The 26,723-nt window shown below is 62.7% G+C and carries 26 protein-coding genes; 18 read left to right on the top strand and 8 right to left on the bottom strand.

Annotation, left to right across the window (positions count from 1 at the left end; genetic code table 11):
- Positions 1-6: 6 nt before the first annotated feature.
- From ACKLNI_RS04375 to ACKLNI_RS04365, 3 genes are read right to left on the bottom strand one after another with little or no spacing between them, the layout of a single operon-like run.
- Complete coding sequence (locus tag ACKLNI_RS04375; protein WP_413717812.1) at positions 7-933, bottom strand: OmpA family protein; 927 nt, start codon at positions 931-933, stop codon at positions 7-9.
- The gene (locus tag ACKLNI_RS04370) at positions 930-1,661 is read right to left on the bottom strand and encodes a GNAT family N-acetyltransferase (RefSeq protein WP_413717811.1); all 732 of its coding nucleotides are present in this window, start codon (positions 1,659-1,661) and stop codon (positions 930-932) included. Before ACKLNI_RS04370 ends, ACKLNI_RS04375 begins: the two co-directional genes overlap by 4 nt.
- Complete coding sequence (locus tag ACKLNI_RS04365; protein WP_413717810.1) at positions 1,658-2,389, bottom strand: competence/damage-inducible protein A; 732 nt, start codon at positions 2,387-2,389, stop codon at positions 1,658-1,660. Before ACKLNI_RS04365 ends, ACKLNI_RS04370 begins: the two co-directional genes overlap by 4 nt.
- A gap of 46 nt (positions 2,390-2,435) precedes the next feature.
- On the opposite strand from ACKLNI_RS04365, the gene sfsA reads away from it, so the two are divergent.
- The gene (gene sfsA, locus ACKLNI_RS04360; RefSeq protein ID WP_413717809.1) at positions 2,436-3,143 is read left to right on the top strand and encodes a DNA/RNA nuclease SfsA; all 708 of its coding nucleotides are present in this window, start codon (positions 2,436-2,438) and stop codon (positions 3,141-3,143) included.
- A gap of 17 nt (positions 3,144-3,160) precedes the next feature.
- Positions 3,161-4,027 (top strand): type I methionyl aminopeptidase, encoded by an 867-nt coding sequence (map, locus tag ACKLNI_RS04355; RefSeq protein ID WP_413717808.1) that lies wholly within the window; start codon positions 3,161-3,163, stop codon positions 4,025-4,027.
- Between the two features lie 5 nt (positions 4,028-4,032).
- Here map and ACKLNI_RS04350 read toward each other — a convergent pair whose 3' ends face one another.
- A complete protein-coding gene (locus tag ACKLNI_RS04350; protein WP_413717807.1) occupies positions 4,033-4,536 on the bottom strand; it encodes a DUF6647 family protein in 504 nt (167 codons plus the stop codon).
- A gap of 105 nt (positions 4,537-4,641) precedes the next feature.
- Positions 4,642-5,529 (bottom strand): YghX family hydrolase, encoded by an 888-nt coding sequence (gene yghX, locus ACKLNI_RS04345; protein ID WP_413717806.1) that lies wholly within the window; start codon positions 5,527-5,529, stop codon positions 4,642-4,644.
- A 205-nt stretch (positions 5,530-5,734) separates the two neighbouring features.
- On the opposite strand from yghX, the gene ACKLNI_RS04340 reads away from it, so the two are divergent.
- The 9 genes from ACKLNI_RS04340 (at position 5,735) to ACKLNI_RS04300 (ending at position 17,139) form a co-directional block, all read left to right on the top strand.
- On the top strand, positions 5,735-7,090 hold the full coding sequence (locus ACKLNI_RS04340; RefSeq protein ID WP_413717966.1) for a xanthine dehydrogenase small subunit: 1,356 nt from the start codon (positions 5,735-5,737) through the stop codon (positions 7,088-7,090).
- Entirely contained in the window at positions 7,087-9,429 is a 2,343-nt protein-coding gene (gene xdhB, locus ACKLNI_RS04335) for a xanthine dehydrogenase molybdopterin binding subunit (protein WP_413717805.1), read from the top strand. Before ACKLNI_RS04340 ends, xdhB begins: the two co-directional genes overlap by 4 nt.
- On the top strand, positions 9,426-10,370 hold the full coding sequence (xdhC, locus tag ACKLNI_RS04330; protein WP_413717804.1) for a xanthine dehydrogenase accessory protein XdhC: 945 nt from the start codon (positions 9,426-9,428) through the stop codon (positions 10,368-10,370). The genes xdhB and xdhC overlap by 4 nt, the downstream gene beginning before the upstream one ends.
- Positions 10,367-11,902: an ABC transporter ATP-binding protein gene (locus tag ACKLNI_RS04325; protein WP_413717803.1), complete on the top strand. Its 1,536-nt coding sequence runs from the start codon at positions 10,367-10,369 to the stop codon at positions 11,900-11,902. Before xdhC ends, ACKLNI_RS04325 begins: the two co-directional genes overlap by 4 nt.
- Positions 11,899-12,984: an ABC transporter permease gene (locus tag ACKLNI_RS04320; RefSeq protein ID WP_413717802.1), complete on the top strand. Its 1,086-nt coding sequence runs from the start codon at positions 11,899-11,901 to the stop codon at positions 12,982-12,984. The genes ACKLNI_RS04325 and ACKLNI_RS04320 overlap by 4 nt, the downstream gene beginning before the upstream one ends.
- Complete coding sequence (locus ACKLNI_RS04315; RefSeq protein WP_413717801.1) at positions 12,984-13,916, top strand: ABC transporter permease; 933 nt, start codon at positions 12,984-12,986, stop codon at positions 13,914-13,916. The genes ACKLNI_RS04320 and ACKLNI_RS04315 overlap by 1 nt, the downstream gene beginning before the upstream one ends.
- Before the next feature lie 36 nt (positions 13,917-13,952).
- Positions 13,953-15,035 carry a BMP family ABC transporter substrate-binding protein gene (locus ACKLNI_RS04310; RefSeq protein WP_413717800.1) on the top strand — a complete coding sequence of 361 codons (1,083 nt, stop codon included), beginning with the start codon at positions 13,953-13,955 and terminating at the stop codon, positions 15,033-15,035.
- Between the two features lie 98 nt (positions 15,036-15,133).
- Entirely contained in the window at positions 15,134-16,057 is a 924-nt protein-coding gene (locus tag ACKLNI_RS04305; protein ID WP_413717799.1) for an aldo/keto reductase, read from the top strand.
- Positions 16,057-17,139 (top strand): NAD(P)/FAD-dependent oxidoreductase, encoded by a 1,083-nt coding sequence (locus tag ACKLNI_RS04300; RefSeq protein ID WP_413717798.1) that lies wholly within the window; start codon positions 16,057-16,059, stop codon positions 17,137-17,139. Before ACKLNI_RS04305 ends, ACKLNI_RS04300 begins: the two co-directional genes overlap by 1 nt.
- On the opposite strand, the gene ACKLNI_RS04295 is transcribed toward ACKLNI_RS04300, so the two are convergent.
- Positions 17,118-17,756 carry a Hint domain-containing protein gene (locus ACKLNI_RS04295; RefSeq protein WP_413717797.1) on the bottom strand — a complete coding sequence of 213 codons (639 nt, stop codon included), beginning with the start codon at positions 17,754-17,756 and terminating at the stop codon, positions 17,118-17,120. The two genes, ACKLNI_RS04300 and ACKLNI_RS04295, sit on opposite strands and share 22 nt — an antisense overlap.
- Before the next feature lie 206 nt (positions 17,757-17,962).
- Positions 17,963-18,682 (bottom strand): orotidine-5'-phosphate decarboxylase, encoded by a 720-nt coding sequence (gene pyrF / locus ACKLNI_RS04290; protein WP_413717796.1) that lies wholly within the window; start codon positions 18,680-18,682, stop codon positions 17,963-17,965.
- Between the two features lie 181 nt (positions 18,683-18,863).
- Here pyrF and clpB point away from each other — a divergent pair, with 181 nt between their 5' ends.
- Together clpB and ACKLNI_RS04280 are read left to right on the top strand one after the other, a co-directional pair.
- Positions 18,864-21,479, top strand: coding sequence for an ATP-dependent chaperone ClpB (gene clpB / locus ACKLNI_RS04285; protein ID WP_413717795.1), 2,616 nt, complete (start codon positions 18,864-18,866; stop codon positions 21,477-21,479).
- Positions 21,480-21,695: 216 nt separating this feature from the next.
- Positions 21,696-22,124 carry a hypothetical protein gene (locus tag ACKLNI_RS04280; RefSeq protein ID WP_413717794.1) on the top strand — a complete coding sequence of 143 codons (429 nt, stop codon included), beginning with the start codon at positions 21,696-21,698 and terminating at the stop codon, positions 22,122-22,124.
- 1 nt (position 22,125) lies between these two features.
- Here ACKLNI_RS04280 and ACKLNI_RS04275 read toward each other — a convergent pair whose 3' ends face one another.
- Complete coding sequence (locus tag ACKLNI_RS04275; RefSeq protein ID WP_413717792.1) at positions 22,126-22,926, bottom strand: heme-dependent oxidative N-demethylase family protein; 801 nt, start codon at positions 22,924-22,926, stop codon at positions 22,126-22,128.
- A gap of 108 nt (positions 22,927-23,034) precedes the next feature.
- On the opposite strand from ACKLNI_RS04275, the gene dddP reads away from it, so the two are divergent.
- The 5 genes from dddP to ACKLNI_RS04250 all read left to right on the top strand — a co-directional run bounded on the left by dddP (position 23,035) and on the right by ACKLNI_RS04250 (position 26,689).
- Complete coding sequence (dddP, locus tag ACKLNI_RS04270; protein ID WP_413717790.1) at positions 23,035-24,375, top strand: dimethylsulfonioproprionate lyase DddP; 1,341 nt, start codon at positions 23,035-23,037, stop codon at positions 24,373-24,375.
- Between the two features lie 189 nt (positions 24,376-24,564).
- Positions 24,565-24,819: a PepSY domain-containing protein gene (locus ACKLNI_RS04265; RefSeq protein ID WP_413717789.1), complete on the top strand. Its 255-nt coding sequence runs from the start codon at positions 24,565-24,567 to the stop codon at positions 24,817-24,819.
- Positions 24,820-24,884: 65 nt separating this feature from the next.
- The gene (locus ACKLNI_RS04260) at positions 24,885-25,409 is read left to right on the top strand and encodes a cytochrome b/b6 domain-containing protein (protein ID WP_413717788.1); all 525 of its coding nucleotides are present in this window, start codon (positions 24,885-24,887) and stop codon (positions 25,407-25,409) included.
- 11 nt (positions 25,410-25,420) lie between these two features.
- Positions 25,421-25,960, top strand: a complete 540-nt coding sequence (locus ACKLNI_RS04255; protein ID WP_413717787.1) for a helix-turn-helix transcriptional regulator — start codon at positions 25,421-25,423, stop codon at positions 25,958-25,960.
- Positions 25,961-25,987: 27 nt separating this feature from the next.
- The gene (locus ACKLNI_RS04250) at positions 25,988-26,689 is read left to right on the top strand and encodes an SDR family oxidoreductase (protein ID WP_413717785.1); all 702 of its coding nucleotides are present in this window, start codon (positions 25,988-25,990) and stop codon (positions 26,687-26,689) included.
- The last annotated feature ends 34 nt before the right edge of the window (positions 26,690-26,723 follow it).

Genomic DNA, 26,723 nt, shown 5'->3' with positions numbered 1-26,723 from the left:
GGTGCGTCATTCGTCCAGCGACAGGAGCACGACCTCTACCCGCCGGTTCGCCGCCCGACCATCCTCGGTGAGGTTCGAAGCAACCGGTGACAGGAAGCCCGCACCGGAGGATTGTATTTGCCTGCTTTCGGCGCCCAGTCGTTCGACAAGGAACCGGGCCACCGATCCGGCGCGCTGGCGCGAAAGGGCCGTGTTCGCTTCGAGAGAGCCGACGGAATCGGTGTGCCCCACCAGAACTACCCGGGCGGTCGGGTTTTCAGAAAGCCATTCGGCCAAGAGTTCCAGCGATGGGTAAGAACCGTCACCAAGATCGGCCGACCCGCTGCCGAAATCTAGACCCGGCAGGACCGTGTGACCCTTTTCGATCAGTCTGCCGATCAGATCATCTTTCTCTTCTGCGGGTGGGCTTGGTTCTTCGGGCTGGGTCTCGGGAAGGGGCATGGCCTCAGCCTCTGACACTGTCGTGACATGTACGAAACCGGTCGACTGTGAGCGCGATGCCACGAGCGCGACTGTATGAGGCTGAACCTCGGAGTCGGCGGTTCGCATCAGCAGATACACATAATCACCCAGATCGACGAACATGTCGGGTTCGCCAAGGATATCCAGCTGGAACCGGAAGTCGAAACCGCCGCAGTTGGAATCGGTGCACCCGAAAACTTCGGAATATCCCTCTTCTTCAAGTACTTGACGCAAGCCATCAACCAGCTGCAGCGACGTGCGCGCCGTGTTCGGGACCCGTAGGACTTCGCGGGTGATCCGCCCTTCGGCAACGATGGGCCCGGCATCGGGCGACCAAGGCGCCTCGGGAAGCAGAATCCGCCCGGCCGGGAGCGTTTCACTGCGAACGCTGACCGCGCCCGGAACGGTCAGATCCAGTGCAGCGGCGGCGGCGGGGATCAGCAGGACGATAAGGGCGGCCAGTGCTCTCATGCCGTGTCTTCCGGAAGACGGCGGTAATGATACCCGGTGACGGGTGTCATCGACAGTCTGCGGTACAAGCCGTTCGCCGGTGCGTTCGACTGCGTCACGATCAGCGTTAGCCAAGCGGCGCCCTGAGTCCGCGCCCAGTTCGCGGCACCGTGCAGCAGCGCGGTTCCAAGCCCCGCTCGACGATGCGCGGGCGTCACTTCCAAAGCGTGAAGCATGGCGATCCCGTCCTTGATGCCCACATAGGCAACGCCAGCAGGGCTGTCACCGGTGCGGCCAAGCAGGGCGGTCTTGGCGGTTTCGGCACGCTCCATGACGGCAATCCGCGCGTCGTTCACGCCGCCTTGCCGCCATATCTCGCGCTGAATCGCCAGAGGCGGCCAGATCGGTGTGGTGGTGGTGAGGGGCAGTTCCCGCGCAAGGATTTCGGTTGGCGCGGCATAAACGGTAACCGGGTCGACGACTCGATAGCTCCGGGCGGAGAGCCAGTCATCGAGAGCGGTGTCCTCCGGGCGGATCATGAAGATCGCAGGTTGCCCGAGGTCGCGCATCCCTGCTTCGGCAAGGACGATATCAGTCTCTGACAAAGGGGAACTCGCAGTTGCCGCCGATACGCGCTGCCCGCCGCCCTTTCCCTCGCGCAAGGTCCAGGGACCAAGTGAAATGAACCGGGCGGGGGGCCAAGTGGCGTCGAGCACGCCGAACAACTGGTGGGGCTCCGGTGTCTTCACCGGATGGCTTCCGGAAAGAGTGCGCAGAGCCGCTCGACGGCTGCTTCCACTGCTGCAGCGGGAGTGCCGCGGACGACGATGTTCGCGCCGTACCTGCCGTCGCGGATGAATGGGTACGAACCAAAGCTGACTTCGGGAAGCTCGGCCGCGAGGGCCGTCAGCGGACCGGCGATATCGCCTTCGCCACGGTCGATCCTGACGGTTGCCGAGGTCAGCGGTTCTCCACCGGTCAGGGTGGGCAGGACCGAGGCGACCATGGCCTGAAACACGCTGGGCACGCCCGCCATGACGTGAACATTGGCGATTGTGAAGCCGGGTGCGGCCGACACCGGGTTCTCGATCAGGGTCGCGCCGTCGGGGATGCGGGCCATGCGCATACGCGCCTCGTTGAATTCCAGCCCCTGCCGGTCGTAATGCGCCTGGAGGATCGCTCGCGCGTCGTCGCGCACGCCGATCCCTGCGCCGAAGGCGGCGGCGATACAATCGGCGGTGATGTCATCATGGGTCGGGCCGATGCCGCCCGAGGTGAAAACCTGCTCGTATGTTTCCGAAAGCGCCTTGACCGCCGCGATGATGGCGTCGCGATCATCCGAGACGATCCGAACCTCCTTGAGGTCGATCCCGGCCTCGGTCAGACAGCCGGCAAGGTGATGCATGTTCGCATCCCGGGTCCGGCCCGAGAGGATCTCGTCGCCGATCACAAGCATGGCCGCGGTGGGATTCGTCATGTTCGCATCCTTGTTCCCTTTGTCATTGCGGTATAGGGCGGCGATCATGCGGTTTCCAACCCCTTTGGTCCCGGCGCGGCTGGTCCGGCGCTATAAAAGATTTCTCGCCGACGTTGTTCTGGAGGGCAGCGGGCGCGAGGTTACTGCGCATTGTCCGAACCCGGGCGCGATGCTTGGGCTGGACGCCTCCGGCATGCGCATCTGGCTGGAGCCGAACGACGATCCGCGAAAAAAGTTGAAATACGGCTGGAGACTGGCCGAACTGGAGGGCGGTCATCTGGCCGGTATCGATACTGGTGTCCCGAACCGGGTGGTGCGCGAGGCGTTGGAGGCGCGGCAAGTGCCGGGGCTGGGTGCCTATGAGACCGTGCAGGCAGAGGTGAAGTATGGCCAGAAAAGCCGGGTCGATTTCCTGTTGAGCGGCGGGGAGCATGCAGCTGTCTATGTCGAGGTGAAGAACGCGCATCTGCGGCGCGACGGCGACCTGGCCGAGTTCCCCGATTGCGTGACCGCACGCGGGGCCCGGCATCTGGACGAATTGGCCGATATGGTGGCGGCGGGGCATCGCGCGGTCATGCTCTATCTCGTGCAAAGGACCGATTGCGCGCGTTTCTCGTTGGCGCGCGATCTTGACCCCGGCTACGGCGTCGCCTTTGACCGGGCGCGGGACGCGGGGGTCGAGGTGATGGTCTTCGGCACCCATATCACGACCGAGGCTGTGACCTTGGGGCCAGAGATGCCGTTTCATGGGTAGATAGCTGGTCACGCACTATGGCGATTTGGGTCAGAACGGCCTATATCGCGGTCGGAAAGAAAGGAACCTGCGTGGACGATCGCACCAAGGGCCGACTGACCAAGGACGGCATCCGCATTTATGAACCCGAGGATTTCGCTGGCATGCATCGCGCCGGCGAACTGGCTGCGCGCATCCTGGACGATATCGCCGCGATGATCGTACCCGGAGTCTCGACCGGCGAGATCGACGCCGAGATCGAGCGGATGGTGAAGGACGCCGAAGCGGTCAGCGCGACGATCGGGTACAAGGGCTATCAGCACGCCAGTTGCATTAGCGTGAACCACGTCGTCTGCCATGGCATTCCCGGCGAGAAGCGGCTGCAGGATGGCGATATCCTGAACGTCGATGTCACCGTCATCGTCGACGGCTGGTTTGGAGACACAAGCCGGATGTACGTCGCCGGCAAGCTGTCCCGGAAGGCCGAGCGGCTGATCCAGGTGACGCACGACGCGCTTTTCAAGGGAATCGAGGCGGTCAGGCCGGGAAATACCTTTGGCGATATCGGCCATGCCATCCAGGCCTATGTCGAGGCGCAACGGATGAGCGTGGTTCGCGATTTTTGCGGACACGGACTGGGTCGTGTGTTCCACGCGCCGCCGAACGTGCTGCACTATGGGCGTCCCGGCACCGGGGCGGTTCTGGAGCCGGGCATGTTCTTCACCATCGAGCCGATGGTGAATCTCGGTCGTCCCGAAACCAAGGTTCTGGCCGATGACTGGACAGCCGTGACGCGGGACAAGTCATTGTCCGCGCAGTTCGAGCATTCGGTCGGCGTGACCGAGACGGGCGTCGAGATCTTCACCCTGTCGCCCGCGGGCAAGTTTCACCCGACCTGGGGCTAAGCGCGCTAGGGGCAGAGTGACAAAAGGAAGATCGATCGCCAGTCAAAGCCGGCGTCGATCCCGTAGCCACTCAGGTATTCGGCCTGAAGCGTATAGGCTTCCAGCTCCGGCGCTCCGACGCAGGGCCAGTCGCGGTTGGCCAGTTGCACATCGTGAATCAGCTCATGCAGCAGTACTGACCTGTCATAGGGATTGTCCGCCGACCAAGGCAGGACGAGATACACGGTGTCGGAAGGATGGTTGTAGGCTGCCCTAAGTTCCGGTTCGACCCGCAGGTCGGTCTCTTCGTACTCGATCCAGTCACCGACGCTGCAGAACGCGATCTCGGGTGGCGAGCGATACAACTCGCTGACGTCGTACATCGTGTGAATGGCGATCCAGGCCGTGAGGTCGGTGATGAGCTTGTCCGGAACCTCTGGCCATTCCTCGCAGTTCTCCGGGGTCTGCGCGACTGCGCCCGAGGCGAAGATACAAGCCGCGCAAAGAAATGAGATGGGCGTTATTCGCATCCTGACCCCTGCTGATGTCTCAGCGTGCCGATCCGTCGCGTTCCCGTCAATGTGACAAAGGCGTCCGCAGGTCCGTGCCGGGGAGCCCGGCACGGGCGAATGCGGTCAGGTCAGGTACTGGTTGAACCAGGCAATGGTCCGATCCCATGCCAGGTTCGCCGCGGCTTCGTCGTAGCGCGGGGTGGAATCGTTGTGGAAGCCGTGGTTCACGTTCGGATAGATATTAGCCTCGAAGGTCTTGTTATTGGCCTTGAGAGCCGCTTCGTAGGCTGGCCAGCCTTCGTTGATCCGTTCGTCGAGGGCGGCGTATTGGAGAAGAAGCGGAGCCTGGATCTTAGGTACATCCTCGGCGGCGGCCTGACGGCCATAGAATGGCACCGAGGCCGACATCTCGGGGAAGGCCACGGCCAGCGCGTTGCAGACGCCGCCGCCATAGCAGAATCCGACCGCGCCGCATTTTCCCGTTGAATCGTCACGATTCAGAAGGTGTTCGAAGCCGTTGAAGAAGTCATTCATCAATTGCTCACCGTCCACGGTACGCTGCAGTTCGCGCCCTTCGGCATCATTGCCGGGATAGCCGCCGACCGACGTTAGCCCATCAGGGGCCAGCGCCATGAAGCCGGCCTTGGCGACGCGGCGCGCCACATCTTCAATATACGGATTCAGGCCACGGTTCTCGTGGATGACGAGAACGGCCGGAAGTTTCTCGGGCGCATTCGCCGGCTTCACGAGATATCCCCTGACGTCGCCGGTCCCGCCCGGAGATGGGTAGGTGATGTACTCCGGCACGATATCGGGGTCGTTGAAGCTGATCTGCTGGGCCAGCGCATAGTTCGGGCTGAGCATCTCCAGCAGCGCCATCGCCGTCACCCCACCGACGGCGAACTTGCCGGCGCGATCCAGAAACTGGCGTTTCGTGATCTTGCCGTGAGCATAGTAGTCGTAAAGGTCCAGAAGTTCCTGGTCGAAGTCCTTGGCGGTCATTCGGTTCATTGAAAGCGTCTCCTTTGAATGCGTGAGTCAGAGGGTAGCGCGTTATGACGATTCTCCGATCACGTTTTCGCGCGTGTTCGGAAAGACTTGAAAAGTTTTCCGCTTCGCGCTTTGATTGGTGTTCAGAAAAAGGCTGCGCGCTCTCTACGCCGCATCGACGGCGCGCATTGGGCTGATCCTTTCGGGTAAGGCGGCAGGACTCTTCATGAAAGTCAGGTTTTCTCTGAATGGGGAAACTGTGGAGGTGGACACCCCGCCGACACGAACGCTGCTGGACTGGCTACGCGAAGATCGCGGGCTGACAGGAACGAAGGAAGGTTGCAACGAGGGCGACTGTGGCGCCTGTACGGTGATGGTGACCGATGCCGGGGGGGCGAAGGCCCTGAACGCCTGCATTCTTTTCCTGCCCCAGTTGCATGGTCGCGCGGTCCGGACAGTCGAAGGTATCTCCGGGCCGGGGGGCGAACTTCATCCCGTTCAGGCGGCAATGGTCGAGAAACACGGCAGCCAGTGCGGATTCTGCACGCCGGGATTCGTGGTGTCGATGGCTGTGGGTCATCTGAACGGGCGTACGGACCATGACGATGTTCTGGCCGGAAACCTGTGCCGATGCACCGGCTATGCGCCGATTGTCCGGGCTGCAGAGGCAGCGTCTTCGGAGGCGATTCCTGCCTGGATGGTGGACGAAACGCCTGAAACAGAGACTGTTTCCTTTGCGCCGTCCTCGTTGGATGAACTGGCGGCCTGGTACGAGGCGCATCCGGAGGCAACGCTGATCGCGGGCGCTACGGATGTCGGGCTTTGGGTGACGAAGGGGTTGCGGGATCTGGGCGAGATGGCCTTTCTGAACCGCTGCCAGGAGCTTCAGGTCATCGAAGACGCAGGTGAAACTCTGCGGATCGGCGCAGGTGTCACCATGGCCGAGCTTCTACCGGTCTTGCGGGAGCACCATCCGTCTTATGCCGAGATGGTGCGCCGTTACGGATCGGAGCAGGTGCGGCAGGCGGCGACCATCGGCGGCAACATTGCCAACGGTTCACCCATCGGGGACAACCCGCCGGCGCTGATCGCGCTAGGCGCAACGCTGCATCTAAGGAAGGGAGCCGCTCGTCGCGAGATGCCGATCGAGGCGTACTTCCTGGAGTATGGCAAGCAGGACCGCCAGCCGGGGGAGTTCGTCGAGGCGGTGACGATGCCCAAGAGCGCGTCTGCGTTGCGGGTCTACAAGCTGTCGAAGCGGTTCGATCAGGATATCTCGGCCGTTTGCGGTGCTTTCAACGTGACCGTCGCGGATAGTGTGGTAAAGGCCGCGCGGATCGCCTTCGGTGGCATGGCGGGTATCCCAAGGCGCGCCGCTTCTGTCGAAGAGGGCCTGATCGGCAAACCCTGGACACAGGCGACCATAGAGGCCGTTTTGCCCAGGTTTAGTGACGATTTCACACCCATGACGGACATGCGGGCCAGCGCCGGGTACCGGCTGGAGACGGCGGGGAACATGCTGGTTCGGTATTTCCACGAGCTTTCTGGCCGCAGCGTCAGTGTACGGGAGGTTCGGGCATGAGCGTCACGAAACCCCTGCCGCACGACGCCGCGCCGCTGCATGTCACCGGGCAGGCACGGTATGTCGATGACATCCCCCTTCCCGCAAACGCGCTGCACCTGGCCTTCGGGCTGAGTGAAGTGGCGCACGGGCGGATCGTCTCGATGGACCTCGAGGCCGTTCGCGCCGCGCCGGGGGTCGTCGCGGTTCTGACCGCCGACGATCTGCCGCACGAGAATGACGTCTCGCCCTCGCCCTCGCCTGAACCGATGCTGGCGGAGGGAACGGTGCATTACGTTGGCCAGCCGGTATTCTTGGTGGCCGCCGAGACGCATCTTCAGGCGCGCAAGGCTGCCCGGCTGGCGAAGATCCGGTACGAGGAACTGCCTGCGATCCTGACCCTGGACGAGGCGCTGGCCGCGAACAGCCGGTTCGAGGAAGGTCCGCGCATTTATCAGAAGGGTGATGCGGCGTCGGCCATCGATACCTCGCAAAATGTGATTGCAGGTTCGATCGACATGGGCGGGCAGGAGCATTTCTATCTGGAAAGCCAGGCTGCCGTTGCTCTGCCGCAGGAAGGCGGCGACATGATCGTCCATTCCTCGTCCCAGCATCCGACCGAGATACAGCACAAGGTGGCCGAGGCGCTGGGCACTCATATGAACGCCGTGCGGGTCGAGGTGCGCCGCATGGGCGGCGGGTTCGGCGGGAAGGAAAGCCAGGGCAATGCGCTGGCGGTGTCCTGCGCGGTGGTGGCGGCTTTGACAGGGCGTCCCGCCTCGATGCGCTATGACCGCGACGACGATATGGTTATCACCGGCAAGCGTCATGATTTCCGCATCGACTATCGTGTCGGGTTCGATGGCGAGGGGCAGATTGCTGGGGTCGAATTCCTTCAGCTTTGCCGTTGCGGCTGGTCGATGGACCTGTCTTTGCCTGTGGCCGACCGGGCGATGCTGCACGCTGACAACGCCTACCATATTCCGAACATGCGGATCGAATCGCATCGCCTGAAAACCAATACACAGTCCGCGACGGCCTATCGCGGATTTGGCGGGCCGCAGGGGATGCTGGGGATCGAGCGCGTTCTGGACCACGTTGCCCACGCCGTCGGGCGCGATCCGCTGGAGGTGCGGCGCCTGAATTACTATCGCGGGGCCGAGAAGATGGGTGCCGGGACGGGGCATCGCTATGGCGGAAAGCACTCTCCGAAGCCTGAAGAGATCGGTCCGCAGACAACGCCCTACCACATGCCGGTCGAAGACTTCATTCTGCACGAGCTGACCGACCAGCTGGTGGAAAACAGTGACTATTACAGGCGAAAAGCAGAAGTTTCAGAGTGGAACGCCCGGAATGACATCCTGAAGAAAGGCATCGCCTTCACTCCGGTGAAGTTCGGGATCTCGTTCACGCTGACCCATCTGAACCAGGCCGGTGCGCTGGTGCATGTGTACCAGGACGGGTCGATTCATATGAACCACGGCGGCACCGAGATGGGACAAGGACTGTTCCAGAAGGTGGCGCAGGTGGCGGCCGCGCGGTTCGGTGTCGACGTCTCGAGGGTCAAGATCACCGCGACGGATACAGCCAAGGTACCGAACACGTCCGCGACTGCGGCCTCTTCGGGTTCGGACCTGAACGGCATGGCGGTGAAGGCCGCCTGTGACACGATCCGCGACCGTCTGGCCGAGTTCGTGGCGGGTCGCGCGCAAACCGACGCCGCAAGTGTTCGGTTCGAGGATGGGATGGTGCATGTGGGCGGCGAAAGCCTGACCTTCGAGGATGTCGTGCGCGACGCCTACATGGCGCGGATCAGCCTGTCTTCGACGGGTTTTTATGCCACGCCCAAGATCGTCTGGGACCGGATCAAGGGCGAGGGCCGGCCGTTCTTCTATTTCGCCTATGGCGCGGCGGTGACCGAAGTGGTGATCGACACGCTGACCGGCGAGAACAGGATACTCAGGGCCGACATCCTGCATGACTGCGGTGCGTCGCTGAACCCGGCGATCGACATCGGCCAGATTGAAGGCGGCTATGTGCAGGGTGCCGGCTGGCTGACGACCGAGGAACTGGTCTGGGATGACAAGGGTCGTCTGCGCACCCATGCGCCTTCGACCTACAAGATACCCGCCTGTTCCGACCGGCCAGAGGTGTTCAACGTCGCGCTCTGGGACGGCGAGAACCGGGAGGACACGATTTATCGGTCGAAGGCGGTAGGGGAACCGCCCTTCATGCTGGGGATTTCGGCGCTGATGGCGCTGTCCGACGCCGTTGCATCTTGCGGCGGTGGCTATCCCGACCTAGAGGCGCCGGCGACTGCGGAACATGTGCTCGAAGCGATCCGGCGGGTCAGGGCATGAGTTTCCAGCTGGACCGGATTGCCGATTTGACCAAGGTTGGTCGGGTTGCCCGGATCGTCGTGGCGGAGACCCGGGGGTCGGTTCCGCGCGAAGTCGGGGCGTCCATGCTGGTGACGGCGGATGCCGTGGAAGGCACGATTGGCGGTGGGGCGCTGGAGTTCGAAGCGATCGCGCGCGCACGCGAGGTTCTGTCGACGGGAACGGACCGGCTGGACCGGATGCCGCTTGGGCCGGCGCTTGGCCAGTGCTGCGGCGGTTCGGTTGCCGTGCTGACCGAGGTTTGGAATGCGGCGCGGGTTGCGGACATAACGGGCGACGTCGTGGCAAGGCCGCTTCCGGGCCGTTCCGGGGCAATGCCCCTTGCGGTGTCGCGGGTGCTGGCCGATGCCCGGGGCCTTGGGCAGCGACCCGAGGCCGGTGTGATCGGCGGCTGGATGGTCGAGCCGGTGCAGCAGGCCAGCCGGCAGATCTGGGTTTGGGGCGCGGGGCATGTGGGCCGGGCCATCGTTCAGGTTCTGGCCCCGCTGCCTGATCTGGAAATTCGCTGGGCCGACAGCGGCCATGACCGGTTTCCCGAGCAAATTCCGGCAGGCGTAGAAACACTGATCGCTGCGAATCCGCCTGATTTAGTGACGCTTTCGCCTGCTCATGCGGAGCATCTGGTGCTGACATACTCGCATGCCATCGATCTCGAGCTTTGCCATCGTATTCTCGCCCGGCCTTTCCGGTCTCTCGGCCTGATCGGGTCGGCGACGAAATGGGCGCGGTTCCGCTCCCGGCTGTCGGCGTTGGGGCATTCCGAAGCGCAGATAGCGCGAATTGTCTGTCCGATCGGAGAGCCGGCGCTGGGAAAGCACCCGCAGGCGATTGCACTGGGTGTGGCGGCTGATATCGTTCGGAACGAAACAGGGGGACAAACAATGATCGGGAACAGGGCATGAGCGCGCCGCTCCTTGCCGTCGAGGGCTTGCGGAAGGCTTACCCCGGCGTTGTCGCCAATGACGACGTATCGTTTTCCGTGGGACCCGGCGAGGTTCATGCGCTTCTGGGCGAGAACGGCGCTGGCAAGTCCACTCTTGTGAAGATGGTCTATGGCCTTGTGAAGCCGGACGAAGGGCGTATGAGCTTTGGTGGCGCGCCTTATGCACCCGGCAGCCCGCACGAAGCGCGGCAGACGGGCATCGCGATGGTGTTCCAGCATTTCAGCCTGTTCGAGGCGCTGGACGTAGCCGAGAATGTGGCATTGGGAATGGAGAACCCGCCGCCCATGCGGGAGCTGGCGAAGAGCATTCGCGAGGTCAGCGAAACATATGGCCTGCCGTTGGACCCGTCGCGGCTTGTCGGCGATCTGTCGGCGGGCGAGCGGCAGCGTGTCGAGATCATCCGATGCCTGCTGCAGGACCCGAAGCTTCTGATCATGGACGAGCCGACCAGTGTTCTGACGCCACAGGAGGTGGACATCCTGTTCGAGACGCTGAGGAAGCTTCAGGACGAAGGCACGTCGATCCTTTATATCAGTCACAAACTCGAGGAAATTCGCGCCCTTTGCCAGGGCGCGACGATCCTGCGGCTGGGCAAGGTTGTCGGGTCCTGTAACCCGCGCGAGAAGTCGGCACGCGAACTGGCCGAGATGATGGTCGGCATCGAACTCAAAACTCCGACCGCCGCCGCCCATCAACTGGGCGAAGTGGCCTTGTCGATCTCGGGTCTTTCGGCCGCCTCGTCGAACCCGTTCGGGACATCTTTGAAGAACGTCTCGATCGAGGTGCGGAAGGGCGAGGTTCTGGGCATCGGTGGGGTTGCCGGAAACGGCCAGGACGAATTGCTGGCCGTGCTCTCGGGCGAGACGCGCACCGCGCCGGACGCGGTGCAGCTGAACGGTCGGGGTGTCGGTGCGCTTGGCCCGAACGATCGGCGTGCGCTTGGTCTTTTGGCCGCGCCGGAGGAACGCTTGGGACATGCCGCAGCGCCGGACATGAGCCTGACCGAGAACGCGGTTCTTTCGGGATGGGTCAGGAAGGGCATCGTTTCCAACGGGTTTGTCGACTGGGGCAAGGCGAAGGGCTTTGCCGAAGAGGTGATTTCCGCGTTCGACGTGCGCACTCCCGGCCCGGGCAACGCGGCGCGGTCGCTGTCGGGCGGCAACCTGCAGAAATTCGTGATCGGGCGCGAGATCCTTCAGAAACCCGATGTTCTGGTCGTCAACCAGCCGACATGGGGCGTGGACGCCAGCGCAGCGGCAGCGATCCGGCAGGCGCTTCTCGATCTTGCGGCGGATGGGGCCGCGGTCATCGTGATCAGCCAGGACCTTGACGAACTGATGGAGATTTCCACCCGCTTCGCCGCGCTGAACGAGGGGCGGCTCAGTGATCCGCGCCCCGCAGCGGGCCTGACGATCGACGAGATCGGCCTGATGCTGGGCGGCGCCCACGGCATGGAAGTGGCGCATATCCACGAGGAGGCCACGTCATGATCCGGCTGGAGAAACGCCCGCAGCCGTCCCGCGCATGGTCCTGGGCGACGCCGGTGGTCGCCGTTCTGACGACGATGATCGCAGGGGGGCTTCTGTTCGGGGCGCTGGGCACGGACCCCTTGGTGGCCATTCGCACCATCTTCTGGGATCCGGTCTTTGGCGAATTCGCCTTTTACTATCGCGGCCAGCTTCTGGTGAAGGCCGGGCCGCTGATCCTGATCGCGGTCGGCCTGGCGATGGGCTTCCGGGCGGGTATCTGGAACATCGGCGCCGAGGGCCAGTATATCATCGGCGCGATCTGTGGCGCGGCGGTGGGGCTGGCGTTCTATCCGATGGAGGCGCGCTGGCTAATCTTTCCGCTGATGATCCTTGCGGGTGCGCTTGGCGGGTACCTGTGGGCGATGATCCCGGGCATCCTTCGGACGAAGTTCAACACCAACGAGATCCTTGTCTCGCTGCTTTTGGTCTACGTGGCCGAGCAGATCCTGGCCTGGACGGCGCTGGGGCCCTTGCGGAACCCCGACGGTGCCGGATTTCCGGGGTCGCGGAACCTGCGGCAGTATGACAGCGCCGCGAACAATGAACTGATCGCGGGCTGGGGCATGCACTGGGGCGTCGTCGCAGCGTTTATCGCGGTGATCCTGGGGTACATCCTGCTGTCGCGCCACATCATGGGGTTCAACATCCGGCTGGCGGGCCAAAGCCCCCGCGCGGCGCGTTTCGCGGGCGTGAACCCGACGCGGCTGATCCTGTTCTGTCTGGGCCTCTCCGGCGCGCTGGCGGGGCTGGCGGGCGTGTTCGAGGTGGCGGGACCGGCCGGACAGATCAGCATCGATTTCAACGTCGGCTACGGCTTCACCGCGATCATCGTGGCCTTTCTGGGCCGTTTGCATCCTGTCGGCATTCTTCTGGCGGGTCTCTTGATGGCCCTGACTTATATCGGTGGCGAAGCGGCCCAGGCGACGCTGGGCCTGCCCGCTGCAGCAATCCAGGCGTTCCAGGGCATGCTGCTGTTTTTCCTGCTGGCATTCGATGTGCTGACGAACTTCCGCATCAAACTCGGGCGGGAGGCCCACGCATAATGGATTTCGGATCAATCAATCCCGTCCTTTTGCTTGCCTCGCTGATGGTCGCCTCGACTCCGATCCTGCTGGCGGCGATGGGCGAACTGGTGGTGGAGCGCTCGGGCGTTCTTAACCTTGGCGTCGAAGGCATGATGATCGTGGGCGCGATCAGTGGCTTCATCGTCGCCGTGGAAAGCGGCTCGCCCGCCCTGGGCTTCGTCGCGGCGGCGGCAGGGGCGGCGATACTTGCGCTTCTGTTCGGCGTGCTGACCCAGCTTCTGCTGTCAAACCAGGTGGCGACGGGTCTTGGCCTGACCCTTTTCGGTCTGGGCGTGTCCTCGCTGATGGGGCAAGAATACGTCGGGATGCGCCCGCCCTCACTGCAACGTTTGGAGTTTCTTGGATTGAGTGAACTGCCGATTATCGGCCCAATCTTGTTTCATCAGAATGGGATGGTCTATGTGTCTCTCGCTCTGGTTTTGGGAGTCTGGTGGTTCCTGCGGTTTTCTCGTTCAGGCTTGATCCTTCGGGCTATCGGGGAGAACCACGATGCTGCCCACGCTCTTGGCTATTCGGTAATCGGCACGCGCTTTGCCGCAATTGCTTTTGGGGGAGCTTGCGCCGGACTCGGCGGCGCTTTCATGAGCTTGGTGATCGTGCCGCAATGGACCGAAGGCATCACCGCGGGGCGTGGCTGGATTGCTCTGGCGATCGTCGTCTTCGCGTCGTGGAAGGCGTGGCGGGTTTTGCTGGGCGCCTATCTTTTCGGCGGTGTCACCGTCTTGCAGTTGAACCTGCAAGCGGCGGGGTTTGCCATTCCCGTCGAACTCTTGTCCATGTCGCCGTACCTGATAACCATCCTTGTGCTGGTCATCATCTCGTCCGACAAGCGCCGGGCCGCGGCTAACGCGCCGGCATCGCTTGGACGATCCTTCCATGCCTCAAATTGAGGCTGTCTGTGTTTACCAATGGGGAGAACCTGAAACATGAAAAAACGTACATTCCTGGCCACGGTCGCTGCCGCTGCCATGGCGACCGCCGCCTTCGGCGGAAGCCACGGTGACGGGCCGGTCAAGGTCGGTTTCATCTATGTCGGTCCGATCAACGATGGGGGCTGGACCCAGGCGCACCACCATTCGGCCACCCAGATGGCCGAGCATTTTGGAGACAAGGTGGAACTTGTCTATCAAGAGAGCGTGCAGGAGGGAGCCGATTCTGAGCGGGCCATGACGCAGATGGCGCTTCAAGGTGCCGATATCATCTTCACCACATCCTTCGGCTACATGGATCCGACCATAAATGTTGCAGCCAAATTTCCCGATGTGAAGTTTGAGCACGCAACTGGATACAAGTTGGCCGACAACGTGTCGAATTATTCGGCACGTTTTTACGAGGGTCGCGCAATCCAGGGCCATATTGCCGGAAAGATGACGAAGACCAACAAGATCGGTTACATTGCGTCCTTCCCGATTCCGGAGGTGATCCGGGGCATCAACAGTGCTTATATCCACGCCAAGAAGGCGAACCCAGATGTCGAGTTCGCGGTGATTTGGGCATTTACTTGGCTTGATCCGGGTAAGGAAGCCGACGCCGCAAATGCTCTAATTGAACAGGGTGCGGACGTTATTCTCCAGCACACCGACACTACTGCGCCTCATGCTGCAGCTCAGGCAAAGGGGAATGTCATCACATTTGGACAGGCCTCGGACATGTCCGAGTATGCGCCTATGCCGAGGGTCTCCTCAATCATCGACGACTGGGCGCCTTATTACATTGCCCGTGTGCAGGCGGTTATGGACGGTACTTGGGAAAGCAAGGCTACTTGGGACGGGATCGGTCCTGGCATGGTTGGAATCGGTGAGATCTCCAGTGCGGTGCCAGACGATGTCAAAGCGGAAGCTTTGGCGATGAAGGAGGCGATAGCCAATGGCTCCTACCATCCGTTCACTGGCCCCTTGAACAAGCAGGACGGGTCAGCCTGGTTGGCCGAGGGCGAAATCGCGGATGACGGCACGCTTGCGGGCATGAACTTCTATGTCGAAGGTCTGACGGGCGACATCCCGAACTGATACCCGATACCAAACTGAGCGAAGGCCGCCGTCGGGCGGCCTTTGACTTTTCCGGGTTTGGATGTGCCTAGTTGCAGAAAGAGACATCGGGAGGGGATATGAAGACGATCAGCGGGCAAAATGTCAGCCGGTTCAGTTTTGGAACCATGCAGTTCGGCGGCAAGGCGGACGAGACCGAGAGCGGCGCCATGTACGCCGCCTGCCGCGAGGCAGGCATCAATTTCTTCGATACGGCATGGGCCTATACCAGCGGTGCGTCCGAGCAGATTCTCGGCCGTCTGGTGGGCGGCGAACGTGACAATGTGTTCATCGCGACAAAGGCGGCCAACGGCAAGACCGCCACGAAAGAGGTCATCGACCGCGAGTTCACCGAAAGCCGGAAGCGGCTGGGACAAGAGACCGTGGACCTGCTCTACATCCATCAGCCGGACCCTGTGACGCCGCTTGAGGTCTCGCTGGAGGCGGTGCGCCCTTACGTGGAAGCGGGCGCGGTGCGCCATGTGGGTCTGTCGAACCATTCGGCCTGGGCCACGATGAAGGCGCGCGGTATCGCGCGGAGCATGGGATTTGACATCCACGTGCTTCAGCCGATGTACAACCTCGTCAAACGCACCGCCGAGATCGAGTTGCTGCCGATGGCGGCCAGCGAGGGTTTTGCCGTCTGCCCCTATTCGCCTTTGGGCGGCGGGTTGCTGACCGGCAAGTACGCGCGGGGCGATGGCGGTCGAATTCGCGATGACCAGATGTACGCGCGCCGCTATTCCGATGCCTGGATGTTCGAGGCGGCGCGGGGGTTGAACGATCTCGCGGCGGAATTGGGCACCGATGCCGCTACCCTGGCCGTCGCCTGGGTGGCACGGAATCCGGGTGTCTGGGGGCCCATCATCTCGGGGCGCTCGGTCGAGCAGTTGCGTCCATCGCTCAACGCGATCGGTTTCGACATGAGCGACGAGCTCTATGCAAGGATCTCGGCCCTGACACCTACGCCTCCGCCCTATAACGACCGCACCGAAGAAGCGTGATGCGCGTCGCCGTCATCGGCGGTGGTATTGCCGGGCTGTCGGCGGCCGCCCGGCTTGCTCCTGATGCCAAGGTCACGGTTTTCGAGGCAGAGGCGCACCTGGGCTATCACACCAGCGGCCGGTCCGCGGCGATGTACGAGGAGAACTACGGCAACGCTGCTGTCCGGGCCCTGAACCGTGCTTCGAAGGACTGGTTCGAAACCTCGGGCGTGTTGTCTCCGCGCGGGATCATGCTTGTCGCGCTGGAGGCTGAAATCCCCTTATTCGAGACTGATTTGACGGACATGGGCATGGAGGAGCTTTCTCTGGCCGAGGCGCGTGCGCGCGTGCCGATCCTGTCTCCATCCATCCTGCGGGCCGCGATACACGAAGGCGCCAGCGACATCGACACGGGGCGCGTGCTGGACCTTTTCGCGCGCAGTGTGACGGAGGCGGGCGGACGCATCGTCAAGTCGGCAGAAGTCGTCGGACTTTCGCGTCGGGAAGGCGGCTGGCAGGTCGAGACCCGGGAGGGCTTGGCCGGTTTCGATGTGGTCGTCAACGCCGCCGGAGCCTGGGCCGACCGCGTGGCGGCTTTGGCCGGCGTGCAGCAGCTAGGGCTTAAGCCCTATCGGCGGTCGATGGCGCGCCTGCCCGCGCCCGGGGGCCATGACGTGCGGGACTGGCCCATGCTCTTCGGTCCTGGCGAAAGCTGGTACGCCAAGCCGGATGCGGGCGGCTGGATCGTCTCGCCCGCAGAGGAGGACCCGAGCGAGCCGATGGACGCATGGGCGGACGACATGGTGCTCGCGGAAGGGCTGGCGCGCTATGAGGCGCATGTGACCGAGCCGGTCACGCGGGTTCAGTCGAATTGGGCCGGGCTGCGCACCTTTGCACCGGACCGGACGCTTGTAATCGGGGCTGACCCGGTGGCGGAGGGGTTTTTCTGGATGGCGGGACAGGGCGGCTACGGGTTTCAGACCGCGCCCGCCGCCTCGCGACTTCTGGCCGACACGGTTCTGGGGCTGAACCCTAAGTTGCCCGATTCGGTGCTGGAGGCGCTTTCGCCAGCCCGGTTCGGTCAGGCGAAATCGGGCGTGTAGCTGACCCTTTCGCGCTTCTTGTAGCGTGGCGCGGGATAGTCGGCGAAACCGGGAGACCGATCGGGGAAGGTCTCCCGCAGCTGCTGCAGCACGGTGTCCGGGGTTTCCGACATCGTCTCGTCATCAGGTGAGAAGCTTTCGATCGGAAGGCCGTTGGCGCAGAACACCTGCGGTTCGTCGAAGACGATGTTGTAATAGGTAACGTCTGCTTCCTGCCGTTCGACGAAGGCGTTGTCGTTGATACCGGCAACGTCGCGTGCGGGGACAAGGCAGCTTGTCGCATCGTCTTCGTCCTCCAGGCGCCATCCGGGGATCAGCAGGCGATGGGCGCGGCCCACGGCCAGTTCCTTTTGCGGCATCATCGGGCCTATGGCGCGCGGCTTCAGGACAACGGGCGAAAGTGACGGGTCCGCAGCCATCTCGGTAGCGGTGATTGTGCGCGTCCAGATCATGCGGACCGGTTGCAGGCCATTGTCGCGGGTGACGATCAGGTCGCCCTTGCGCACGAATTCGATCCGGCGCGGGCCGCAGGGCGTTCGCACGTTTGCTCCGGCGCACAGACCTCGCACCCCGGCTTTGACAACGGTTCCATCGGTGATCGTCTTGGCGAGTGTCATTGGCAGACCCTGTGGCAGCGCATCGGACAGTTACACCAAGCCAACAATCAAATGTGACCACATTAGGGAGTGGGCGTGGAGAATCCGCGATACCGCCACATTTTGACGGTTAATTGCTGCCAATCCGTATACAATTTTGAAGAAAACGCCTCATTGGGCAGATATCCGCGACAAAGGCGGTGATCAATCAGCGAGAATTCACCACATTATCCGTTGGCGAAGTTGGCCTGTGGAGAGTTCAGTTCGGCGACGATGCCCTGCACCGCAAGCCTTGGGTCGGGCGCCTTGTGGATCGGCCGGCCAACGACCACGTGGTCGGCCCCTGCGGCGATGGCCTGGGCCGGTGTCATGACGCGCTTCTGGTCGCCGTGATCGGCCCCTGCAGGGCGTACGCCTGGGGTTACGATCAGTTTTCCCTCGGCCTGAGGCAGGGCGCGGATCAGGTGGGCTTCCTGCGGCGAACTGATCACCCCGTGGGCGCCGGCCTCGAACGCGCGGGCAGCGCGTTCCGTCACGATCCCTGGGATATCTCCAGCCCGGATCTGGGCACCGTCGAGATCCTCGCGGTCGAGCGACGTCAGGATCGTCACCGCAAGGATCTTCAGGTCGCTGTCGCCCGCGCCCTCCCGCGCCGCGCGCACGACATAGGGATCGCCGTGAACGGTCAGGAAATCGAGGTCGAACCGGGCCAACCCGCGAACGGCGGCCTCGATGGTGGCGCCGATGTCGAACAGTTTCATGTCGAGGAAGATGCGCTTGCCATGCTCCTCCTTCAGTTCCTGTGCCAGGGCCAGGCCGCCGCCGGTCAGCATTCCAAGGCCGATCTTGTAGAAGGAAACGGTGTCGCCCAGCCGCTCGGTCAGGGCCAGGCCGTCCAAAGCGTTGGGGACATCCAGAGCCACGATCAGTCGGTCGTCTGCGGTCATGTCGGGCCTCTCCTGTGCTGTCTGGCCAGCGGGGTACTCTGGTGCAAATCCGGATGCAAGCGTGGCATGCCGAGGCCCTTGCAGAGCCGAAGTGCAGCACCCAGATATAGCCCAAGGCCCGAGAGGGGCATGCCGCCAAGCGGGTGCCACGGGATGCGGGCGCTTATGAAAGGAGAATACGATGGACTTGGAGAAGTTCACCGAGCGGTCGCGCGGTTTCCTGCAGGCAGCCCAGACGATCGCAATGCGGGAGAGCCACCAGAAACTGGCGCCCGAACACCTGCTGAAAGCTTTGATGGACGATGAACAGGGGCTGGCAAGCAACCTGATCAAACGCGCTGGTGGATCGCCCGAGCGCGTGGTCGAGTCTGTGGACCAGGCTCTGGCGAAGATTCCGCAGGTCAGCGGCGATGCGGGCCAGACCTATATGGACCAGCAGACCGCCAAGGTGCTGGACGAGGCTCAGAAGATCGCGAAAAAGGCCGGCGACAGTTTCGTGCCGGTTGAACGAATTCTGACGGCGCTGGCCGTGGTGAAGTCCAAGGCCAAGGATGCGCTGGATGCTGGTGCTGTCACGGCGCAGGGCCTTAACGCCGCGATCAACGATGTGCGCAAAGGCCGGACTGCTGACACCGCGTCGGCCGAGGAAGGCTATGACGCGCTGAAGAAATACGCCCGCGACCTGACCGAGGCGGCGCGCGAGGGCAAGATCGACCCGATCATCGGGCGTGACGACGAGATCCGGCGCACGATGCAGGTTCTGTCGCGGCGCACCAAGAACAACCCGGTTCTGATCGGCGAGCCGGGCGTCGGCAAGACCGCCATCGCCGAAGGACTGGCGCTGCGGATCGTCAACGGCGACGTCCCGGAGTCCTTGCGCAACAAGAAGCTTCTGGCGCTGGACATGGGCTCCCTGATCGCGGGCGCGAAGTATCGCGGCGAGTTCGAAGAGCGTCTGAAAGCCGTTCTGTCCGAAGTGACAGCGGCCGCGGGCGAGATCATCCTGTTCATCGACGAGATGCACACGCTGGTCGGCGCGGGCAAAAGCGAAGGCGCCATGGATGCCTCGAACCTTTTGAAGCCGGCGCTGGCGCGGGGTGAACTGCACTGCGTAGGCGCCACGACGCTGGACGAGTATCGCAAGCACGTCGAGAAGGACGCGGCCCTTGCCAGGCGGTTCCAGCCTGTGATGGTGAACGAGCCGAGCGAGACCGACACGATCTCGATCCTGCGCGGCATCAAGGAAAAGTACGAACTGCACCACGGCGTGCGCATCTCGGATGCAGCGCTGGTGGCGGCGGCAACGCTGTCGCACCGCTATATCACCGACCGGTTCCTGCCCGACAAGGCCATCGACCTGATGGACGAGGCCGCGTCGCGTTTGCGCATGGAAGTAGACTCCAAACCGGAGGAACTGGACGCGCTGGACCGCGAGATCCTGCAGAAGCAGATCGAAGCCGAGGCGCTGAAGAAAGAGGACGACAAGGCCTCGAAGGACCGGCTGGAGAAGCTGGAAAAGGAACTGTCGAACCTCCAACAGCGATCTGCCGAAATGACTGCTCAGTGGCAGTCCGAGCGTGACAAGCTGGAATCGGCCCGTGATCTCAAGGAAAAGCTGGATCACGCCCGCGCCGAGCTGGAGCAGGCCAAGCGCGCAGGTGATCTGCAGCGTGCGGGTGAGTTGTCCTATGGTGTGATCCCTGGACTGGAAAAACAGCTTCAATCAGCCGAGGAAGCCGAAGGCGACGTCATGGTCGAAGAAGCGGTTGGTCCCGAGCAGATCGCCGAGGTGGTCGAGCGCTGGACGGGTATCCCGACCTCCAAGATGCTGGAAGGCGAGCGCGAAAAGCTTCTTCGCATGGAAGACGAACTGGGCAAGCGCGTCATCGGACAGCGTCAGGCCGTCGTGGCCGTCTCGAACGCGGTACGCCGCGCGCGGGCGGGTCTGCAGGACGAGAACCGGCCGCTCGGCTCGTTCCTTTTCCTTGGACCAACCGGCGTCGGCAAGACCGAGCTGACCAAGGCGCTGGCCGAGTACCTGTTCGACGACGAAAGCGCGATGGTGCGGATCGACATGAGCGAGTTCATGGAGAAGCACTCGGTCGCCCGTCTGATCGGCGCGCCTCCGGGCTATGTCGGCTATGACGAAGGCGGCGTTCTGACCGAAGCCGTTCGGCGCAGGCCTTATCAGGTCGTGCTGTTCGACGAGGTCGAGAAGGCGCACCCCGAAGTGTTCAACGTCTTGCTTCAGGTTCTGGACGATGGCGTGCTGACCGACGGTCAGGGACACCGCGTCGACTTCAAGCAGACGCTGATCATCCTGACGTCGAACCTCGGGTCGCAGGCGCTGAGCCAGTTGCCGGAAGGCGCGGACGCAGGTGAAGCCAAACGCAACGTGATGGAAGCGGTGCGCGCGCATTTCCGGCCCGAGTTCCTGAACCGTCTGGACGACATGATCGTCTTCGACAGGCTGACGCGGGGCGACATGGGCGGCATCGTCGATATCCAGCTTGCGCGACTGAAGAAGCGCCTGGCCAAGCGGAACATCTCGCTTGAGCTGGACGAGGCTGCGATGAAGTGGCTGGCCGACGAGGGCTACGATCCGGTCTATGGCGCACGTCCGCTGAAGCGGGTGATCCAGCGCTCGCTTCAGGACCAGTTGGCCGAGATGCTGCTGGCCGGCGAAGTGAGCGATGGCGGGACGGTTCATGTCACCGCAGGGGCCGATGGCTTGCTCATCGGAGATCGCGTCTCCTCGTCCAACCGGCAGCCGCCACAGGATGCCGTGGTTCACTAATGGAAAAGCCCCGCTTCGGCGGGGCTTTTCATTTTCGGAAACAGTTCAAGCCGACAAATTCGATTGTCGACGGGCCGGCGCGGTTCTCTGAGCAAAGTTCTGCCATTGGGCAATTGTGACGCGCGTTGGCACAATGCCGCCGTATTGTATTCACAATCATGGCAGAGCGTCCGATTTGTGGAGGGGGCAGGCAAATCAGAATGGGCGCAAGCACACATGAGCAAGGTACATCGAATTGCAGGCCTGAAAATCTCGCGGGTCGCCCCGGTGGCCGGGGGAGAGGAAGAATTCGCGCACGGCAGAGAACTTCTCCCGGACCTTGAGCCGGCAGAGGAAAGACTTCGCCGTCACAAGAGTCATATTTTCGGGGCCGAGAGCATCGCGCTGTCGCACGATTCCGCAATCGAGGACGTTTTCGAACCCAGAAAGCGGGCCGAGCACCAGGATTTCACGGCACGGCTGACGGTTTACGTCATGAACGCGATCGTCATGGTCTTTACCCTGCCGGTCGGGCTGGCGCTGCTTTGCCTGAACATACTCGGTGGCGAAAACTTGCGGACCACGGCGCATACCATGGCGCTGACCGGTCTGTTCATGGCTCTGGCCTCGACCGAGGGCGGCGCGCGGCTGTTTTCGGTGCTCTGATCTAGGGGTCGCCCAGATAGGTATCGGCCATCGCTGCCCTTTGGGCATCAGTCAGGCGTTCCAACGGGATCATCGTCGTGTGGATCGTGAAGATCACGGCCCCGGTTTGCGGAAGCTTCCGCAGGGCCTGACGCTCGGATCTCAGGTAGAGACCACCGGGCGGTTCGTGCCGGACAGACGGCGGATCGGTTTCGCTGCGTGGATGGAACAAGACTGGCTGATGGACCCGGTGCGCATTTGCGCGGACAAGCAGCTTGTCAGGCCGGATGCCAAAGAACAGCCGTTGCACGCGCTGACCTATTCCATCGTCATACTTGGCCACAGGCCCGTGGATCGCCATCAACGGGCGGCCCATCTTTTCGGCCAATGTCCATGAACCAGGAAAACACAGTATCGCGCCGGTCAGGACATGTTCGGCCGATCCCTCCTGCATCAAGCAAACATCGGCTTGGATAAGCCGACCGAGGGTCAGCAGCGGCGCATCCAGATCGATGCCGACCAAGACGCCGTCGGGGCGCGTCACCGTTTCGCCCTCCAGGTGGTAGCCTTGGTCGCGGGCCAGCGCCTCCAGAACCAAGTCCAGACATTCCCGCGCAGGCTCCAGCGCGCGAGCGGTCATCGCGTGCACGGCTTCGGGCATGGTTGCGATCAAATGATCGCGTAGAGCCATCTGACCTCCGAATGCCTCATCGCGGATCAGCCACTCGTCCGGGTCCAGAGGTTTGACTCCCGGCAGGCGCCAGAGAACCGGGTCCATCCAGGGGGCAAGGGCCAGCCGGTCGTGAAGAACAGTCTCATCCATGGAACCGGGTTAGCGTCTCAACTGTCGCAAGGGAATATATCTCGTGTCGCAAATCTGCCGGACGAACCCTGTGTTGTGGCGGACGCTGTGCAGGGAGGCCCGCGTCAGATGAACGAGCATTACAGCGAACGCCGCAAGATCGACCCGACGCGTGGTGCCGTGTTGGGCGACAATACCCCGAACGACGCCGACCGGATCGAGATCGGGCCGACGCAGCTGGCCTACCGCGAATGGGCCGGGGCCGGGCTGGAGTTGCCTGACCTGCAGGAAATGCGCCGCTATCGCTGGGCGCGGCTGACCGCCCACGTCGTCGCGCGGGATTATGGCGGGCTTCTCATGTTCGACCCGCTGAACATCCGCTACGCGACGGATTCGACCAACATGCAGCTCTGGAACACCCATAACCCGTTCCGGGCGGTGCTCTTGTGCGCCGATGGCTACATGGTGATCTGGGACTACAAGAACTCGCCTTTCCTGGCGTCGTTCAACCCGCTGGTGCGCGAGGCGCGGTCGGGCGCGGATTTCTTCTACTTCGACCGCGGCGACAAGGCGTTCGATGCCGCGAAGGTCTTTGCCGCGCAGATCCGTGACCTGATCGCCGAGCACGGCGGCGGCAACATGCGCCTCGCGGTCGACAAACCCATGATGCATGCCTATCGCGCGTTGTCCGAGGCCGGGTTCCAGATCATGGAGGGCGAGGAGGTCACCGAGAAGTCCCGTTCGGTCAAGGGGCCGGACGAGATCAGGGCCATGCGCTGCGCGTCGCACGCCTGCGAGACCTCAGTGCGCGCCATGGAGAATTTCGCCCGCGCCACGGTCCCCGGCGGCACTGTCAGCGAAGATGACATCTGGGCGGTTCTGCATGCCGAGAATATCCGGCGCGGCGGCGAATGGATCGAGACGCGGCTCCTGACATCGGGTCCGCGCACCAATCCCTGGTTTCAGGAGTGCGGCGGGCGGATCGTGCAGAACAATGAGATCGTCGCCTTCGATACCGACCTGATCGGCAGTTATGGCATCTGCGTCGATATCAGCCGTACTTGGTGGATTGGTGACCGCAAGCCCCGCCAGGACATGATCGACGCCATGCTGCATGGGATCGAACACATCCGGACCAATATGGAGATGATCCGTCCAGGGGCCCGGATCGAGGATATCAGCCGGAACTGCCACCGCTTGCACGACAAGTTCCAGAACCTGAAATACGGTTGCCTGATGCACGGCGTCGGACTTTGTGACGAATGGCCGCTGGTGGCCTATCCCGACCAGATGGTGCCGGGAGCCTTCGACTATGAACTTGAGCCGGGCATGGTTCTTTGTGTCGAAGTGCTGTTGAGCGAGGAGGGCGGCGACTTTTCGGTCAAGCTCGAAGATCAGGTTCTCGTAACCGGGACGGGATACGAAAATCTGACGACCTATCCTTTCGACGCCGTGTTGATGGGTGGTTGAGCGCCGCTTTGCCGACGCTGGGCAAGGGCTTGCCAGTTTGGACTAATCCCAAGGTATATTGGCATAAACTCTCGGAAACCGACCGGACGATTGACCTTGGGATTAGTTTCAATGCTCCGGGTTTTCCCGAATGTGCATGTCGCCGGGCGCCATCCCGAAAGCCCGGCTTCATGTCAAAGGAGACCCCCAATGCTGAAGACCATAGTTGCCCCTCTCGCCATTGCCGTCGCTCTTTCGGGCGCTGCGCACGCCGCCGGTGTCGTTGAACTGACGGATGAGAACACTGCACAGATTCGCACCCTGCTGACCGCCGAAGGCTACGAGGTCGCCAAGATCAAGCTCGAAGACGGCATGTACGAGGCCTACGCCAAGAAGGACGGCCAGCGCTACGAAGTCTTCCTGAACGCCGAGTTCGAGATCGTCGATATTGAAAAGGACGACTGATTTCGAAATGCCGCAGGCCACCCCATCCCATGGCCTGCGGCTCCCCCAAAAAAAGGAGATTTCCCATGCAACGCCTCAAGGTCTGGGACCCTTTCGTCCGTCTGTTTCACTGGTCGCTTGTCGCGGCCTTCGCGGCCAATGCCCTGTTCATCGACGACGACGGGAAGCTCCACCAATGGGTTGGGTACGTCGTGGTCGCCCTGGTTGCCTCTCGTATTCTCTGGGGCGTCATCGGAACGCGATACGCCCGCTTTGCATCCTTTCCGCCAAGCATCGCAGGCGCCATGGGTCAGCTTCGCGAGATGTTGACCGGGCTGCGCCGCATTCATGTTGGACACACGCCGCTCGGCGCGCTGATGATCTACAATCTTCTTCTGTCGATGCTGGTCATCGGCGTATCCGGATACCTGATGACGACAGATGCGTTCTGGGGTGTCGAATGGCCGGAAGAACTGCATGAAGCCTCAGTGGCCTGGGCGGAAATCTCTGTTGTCCTCCATATCGCCGCCGTCTTCTTTGAAAGCTGGCGCACCAGCGTGAATTTGCCGCGTGCCATGGTGACGGGTTGCAAGGAGTTACCCGAAGGCTGACACCTTGGGGTATGAGAAAGACTGATTCCATAAAGCTGCCGACCGGTCTTTTGGCCCTGATGGCGGTGCAACTTGTCTGCGCGGTGTTCTTCGTTGCCGATGCCGCGCAGGATTTCATGGAAGAAGGCGGCGGTGGCCAGATCGACATTCACCTGCTGATCGAGACTGCCGCGACACTGAGCCTGTTGGCAGCGATCTGGTTCGAGGCGCGGTTGCTGCGCGACCTCTGGCACCGGAAGGCGTCGCTGGAGAAAAGCCTTGCGGATGCGAGCGGCGAAGTGCACGCGGTCATTGTCGAGCAGTTCGCCGAATGGGATCTGTCTCCGGCCGAGACGGATATCGCGATGCTTCTGGTCAAGGGACTAGGCACGCAGGATATCGCGGGGATTCGCGGCAGCGCCGAGGGAACGATCAAGGCGCATTTCAATGCCATCTTCCGAAAGGCCGGTGTGCACAGCCGGACCGAACTTCTGAGCGTTCTGATTGACCGGTTGCTGGGCAAGAGGCTGGAGAACGTTCCGCAGGTTTCCGAAGAGACCGCAACCGGCTAGACCTGTCCCGTCAATCGGAGGAATGGCATGGCACACAAGGTTGCACTGGTGACTGCTGGCGGCAGCGGGATGGGAGCGGACGCGGCGCGGAGGCTTGCGGCGGACGGCTTCAAGGTCGGGATACTGTCCTCTTCCGGCAAGGGCGAGGCGCTGGGCGTGGAACTGGGCGGTTTCGGGGTGACGGGGTCGAACCTCGAAGAGGCCGATCTGAAGCGGCTGATGGACGGCGCGGTGGAGCGCTGGGGCCGGATCGACGTCCTGGTCAATTCCGCCGGCCACGGACCCAAAGGCCCGATCCTGGAGATCAGCGACGACGACTGGCACCGGGGCATGGAGGTCTATCTGATGAACGTGATCCGGCCTACGCGGCTGGTCACGCCGCACATGCAGGCGGCCGGCGGCGGTTCGATCATCAACGTCTCGACTTTCGCGGTATTCGAGCCGGATCCGCTGTTCCCGACCTCGGGCGTGTTCCGCGCTGGCCTGGCCTCCTTCACCAAGCTGTTCGCCGACCGTTACGCGGCGGACAATATCCGGATGAACAATATCCTGCCCGGCTTCATCGACAGCCTGCCCGAGACCGAGGAGCGCCGGTCGCGCATTCCACTTGGGCGCTACGGGCGCGCGGGCGAGGTTTCGTCGCTTGTCTCGTGGCTGGCGTCGGAGGATGGCGGCTATGTCACGGGCCAGAACTGGCGGATCGACGGCGGGCTGACGCGTTCGGTCTGAGGTTTCGCCGCCTTCGGCGCCGACCGAGGGGGGG

Origin of the sequence: Silicimonas lutimaris, from assembly GCF_047314965.1 — a bacterium.
Lineage (GTDB): Bacteria > Pseudomonadota > Alphaproteobacteria > Rhodobacterales > Rhodobacteraceae > JAVJUV01.
This window is presented reverse-complemented; position numbering and strand designations above follow the sequence as displayed.

Coding starts and splice junctions, on each gene's coding strand:
- ACKLNI_RS04375 (WP_413717812.1), bottom strand. CDS start 933: ATGAGAGCACTGGCCGCCCTTATCGTCCTGCTGATCCCCGCCGCCGCC.
- ACKLNI_RS04365 (WP_413717810.1), bottom strand. CDS start 2,389: ATGACGAATCCCACCGCGGCCATGCTTGTGATCGGCGACGAGATCCTC.
- sfsA (WP_413717809.1), top strand. CDS start 2,436: ATGCGGTTTCCAACCCCTTTGGTCCCGGCGCGGCTGGTCCGGCGCTAT.
- map (WP_413717808.1), top strand. CDS start 3,161: ATGGCGATTTGGGTCAGAACGGCCTATATCGCGGTCGGAAAGAAAGGA.
- ACKLNI_RS04350 (WP_413717807.1), bottom strand. CDS start 4,536: ATGCGAATAACGCCCATCTCATTTCTTTGCGCGGCTTGTATCTTCGCC.
- yghX (WP_413717806.1), bottom strand. CDS start 5,529: ATGAACCGAATGACCGCCAAGGACTTCGACCAGGAACTTCTGGACCTT.
- ACKLNI_RS04340 (WP_413717966.1), top strand. CDS start 5,735: ATGAAAGTCAGGTTTTCTCTGAATGGGGAAACTGTGGAGGTGGACACC.
- xdhB (WP_413717805.1), top strand. CDS start 7,087: ATGAGCGTCACGAAACCCCTGCCGCACGACGCCGCGCCGCTGCATGTC.
- xdhC (WP_413717804.1), top strand. CDS start 9,426: ATGAGTTTCCAGCTGGACCGGATTGCCGATTTGACCAAGGTTGGTCGG.
- ACKLNI_RS04325 (WP_413717803.1), top strand. CDS start 10,367: ATGAGCGCGCCGCTCCTTGCCGTCGAGGGCTTGCGGAAGGCTTACCCC.
- ACKLNI_RS04320 (WP_413717802.1), top strand. CDS start 11,899: ATGATCCGGCTGGAGAAACGCCCGCAGCCGTCCCGCGCATGGTCCTGG.
- ACKLNI_RS04315 (WP_413717801.1), top strand. CDS start 12,984: ATGGATTTCGGATCAATCAATCCCGTCCTTTTGCTTGCCTCGCTGATG.
- ACKLNI_RS04310 (WP_413717800.1), top strand. CDS start 13,953: ATGAAAAAACGTACATTCCTGGCCACGGTCGCTGCCGCTGCCATGGCG.
- ACKLNI_RS04305 (WP_413717799.1), top strand. CDS start 15,134: ATGAAGACGATCAGCGGGCAAAATGTCAGCCGGTTCAGTTTTGGAACC.
- ACKLNI_RS04300 (WP_413717798.1), top strand. CDS start 16,057: ATGCGCGTCGCCGTCATCGGCGGTGGTATTGCCGGGCTGTCGGCGGCC.
- ACKLNI_RS04295 (WP_413717797.1), bottom strand. CDS start 17,756: ATGACACTCGCCAAGACGATCACCGATGGAACCGTTGTCAAAGCCGGG.
- pyrF (WP_413717796.1), bottom strand. CDS start 18,682: ATGACCGCAGACGACCGACTGATCGTGGCTCTGGATGTCCCCAACGCT.
- clpB (WP_413717795.1), top strand. CDS start 18,864: ATGGACTTGGAGAAGTTCACCGAGCGGTCGCGCGGTTTCCTGCAGGCA.
- ACKLNI_RS04280 (WP_413717794.1), top strand. CDS start 21,696: ATGAGCAAGGTACATCGAATTGCAGGCCTGAAAATCTCGCGGGTCGCC.
- ACKLNI_RS04275 (WP_413717792.1), bottom strand. CDS start 22,926: ATGGATGAGACTGTTCTTCACGACCGGCTGGCCCTTGCCCCCTGGATG.
- dddP (WP_413717790.1), top strand. CDS start 23,035: ATGAACGAGCATTACAGCGAACGCCGCAAGATCGACCCGACGCGTGGT.
- ACKLNI_RS04265 (WP_413717789.1), top strand. CDS start 24,565: ATGCTGAAGACCATAGTTGCCCCTCTCGCCATTGCCGTCGCTCTTTCG.
- ACKLNI_RS04260 (WP_413717788.1), top strand. CDS start 24,885: ATGCAACGCCTCAAGGTCTGGGACCCTTTCGTCCGTCTGTTTCACTGG.
- ACKLNI_RS04255 (WP_413717787.1), top strand. CDS start 25,421: ATGAGAAAGACTGATTCCATAAAGCTGCCGACCGGTCTTTTGGCCCTG.
- ACKLNI_RS04250 (WP_413717785.1), top strand. CDS start 25,988: ATGGCACACAAGGTTGCACTGGTGACTGCTGGCGGCAGCGGGATGGGA.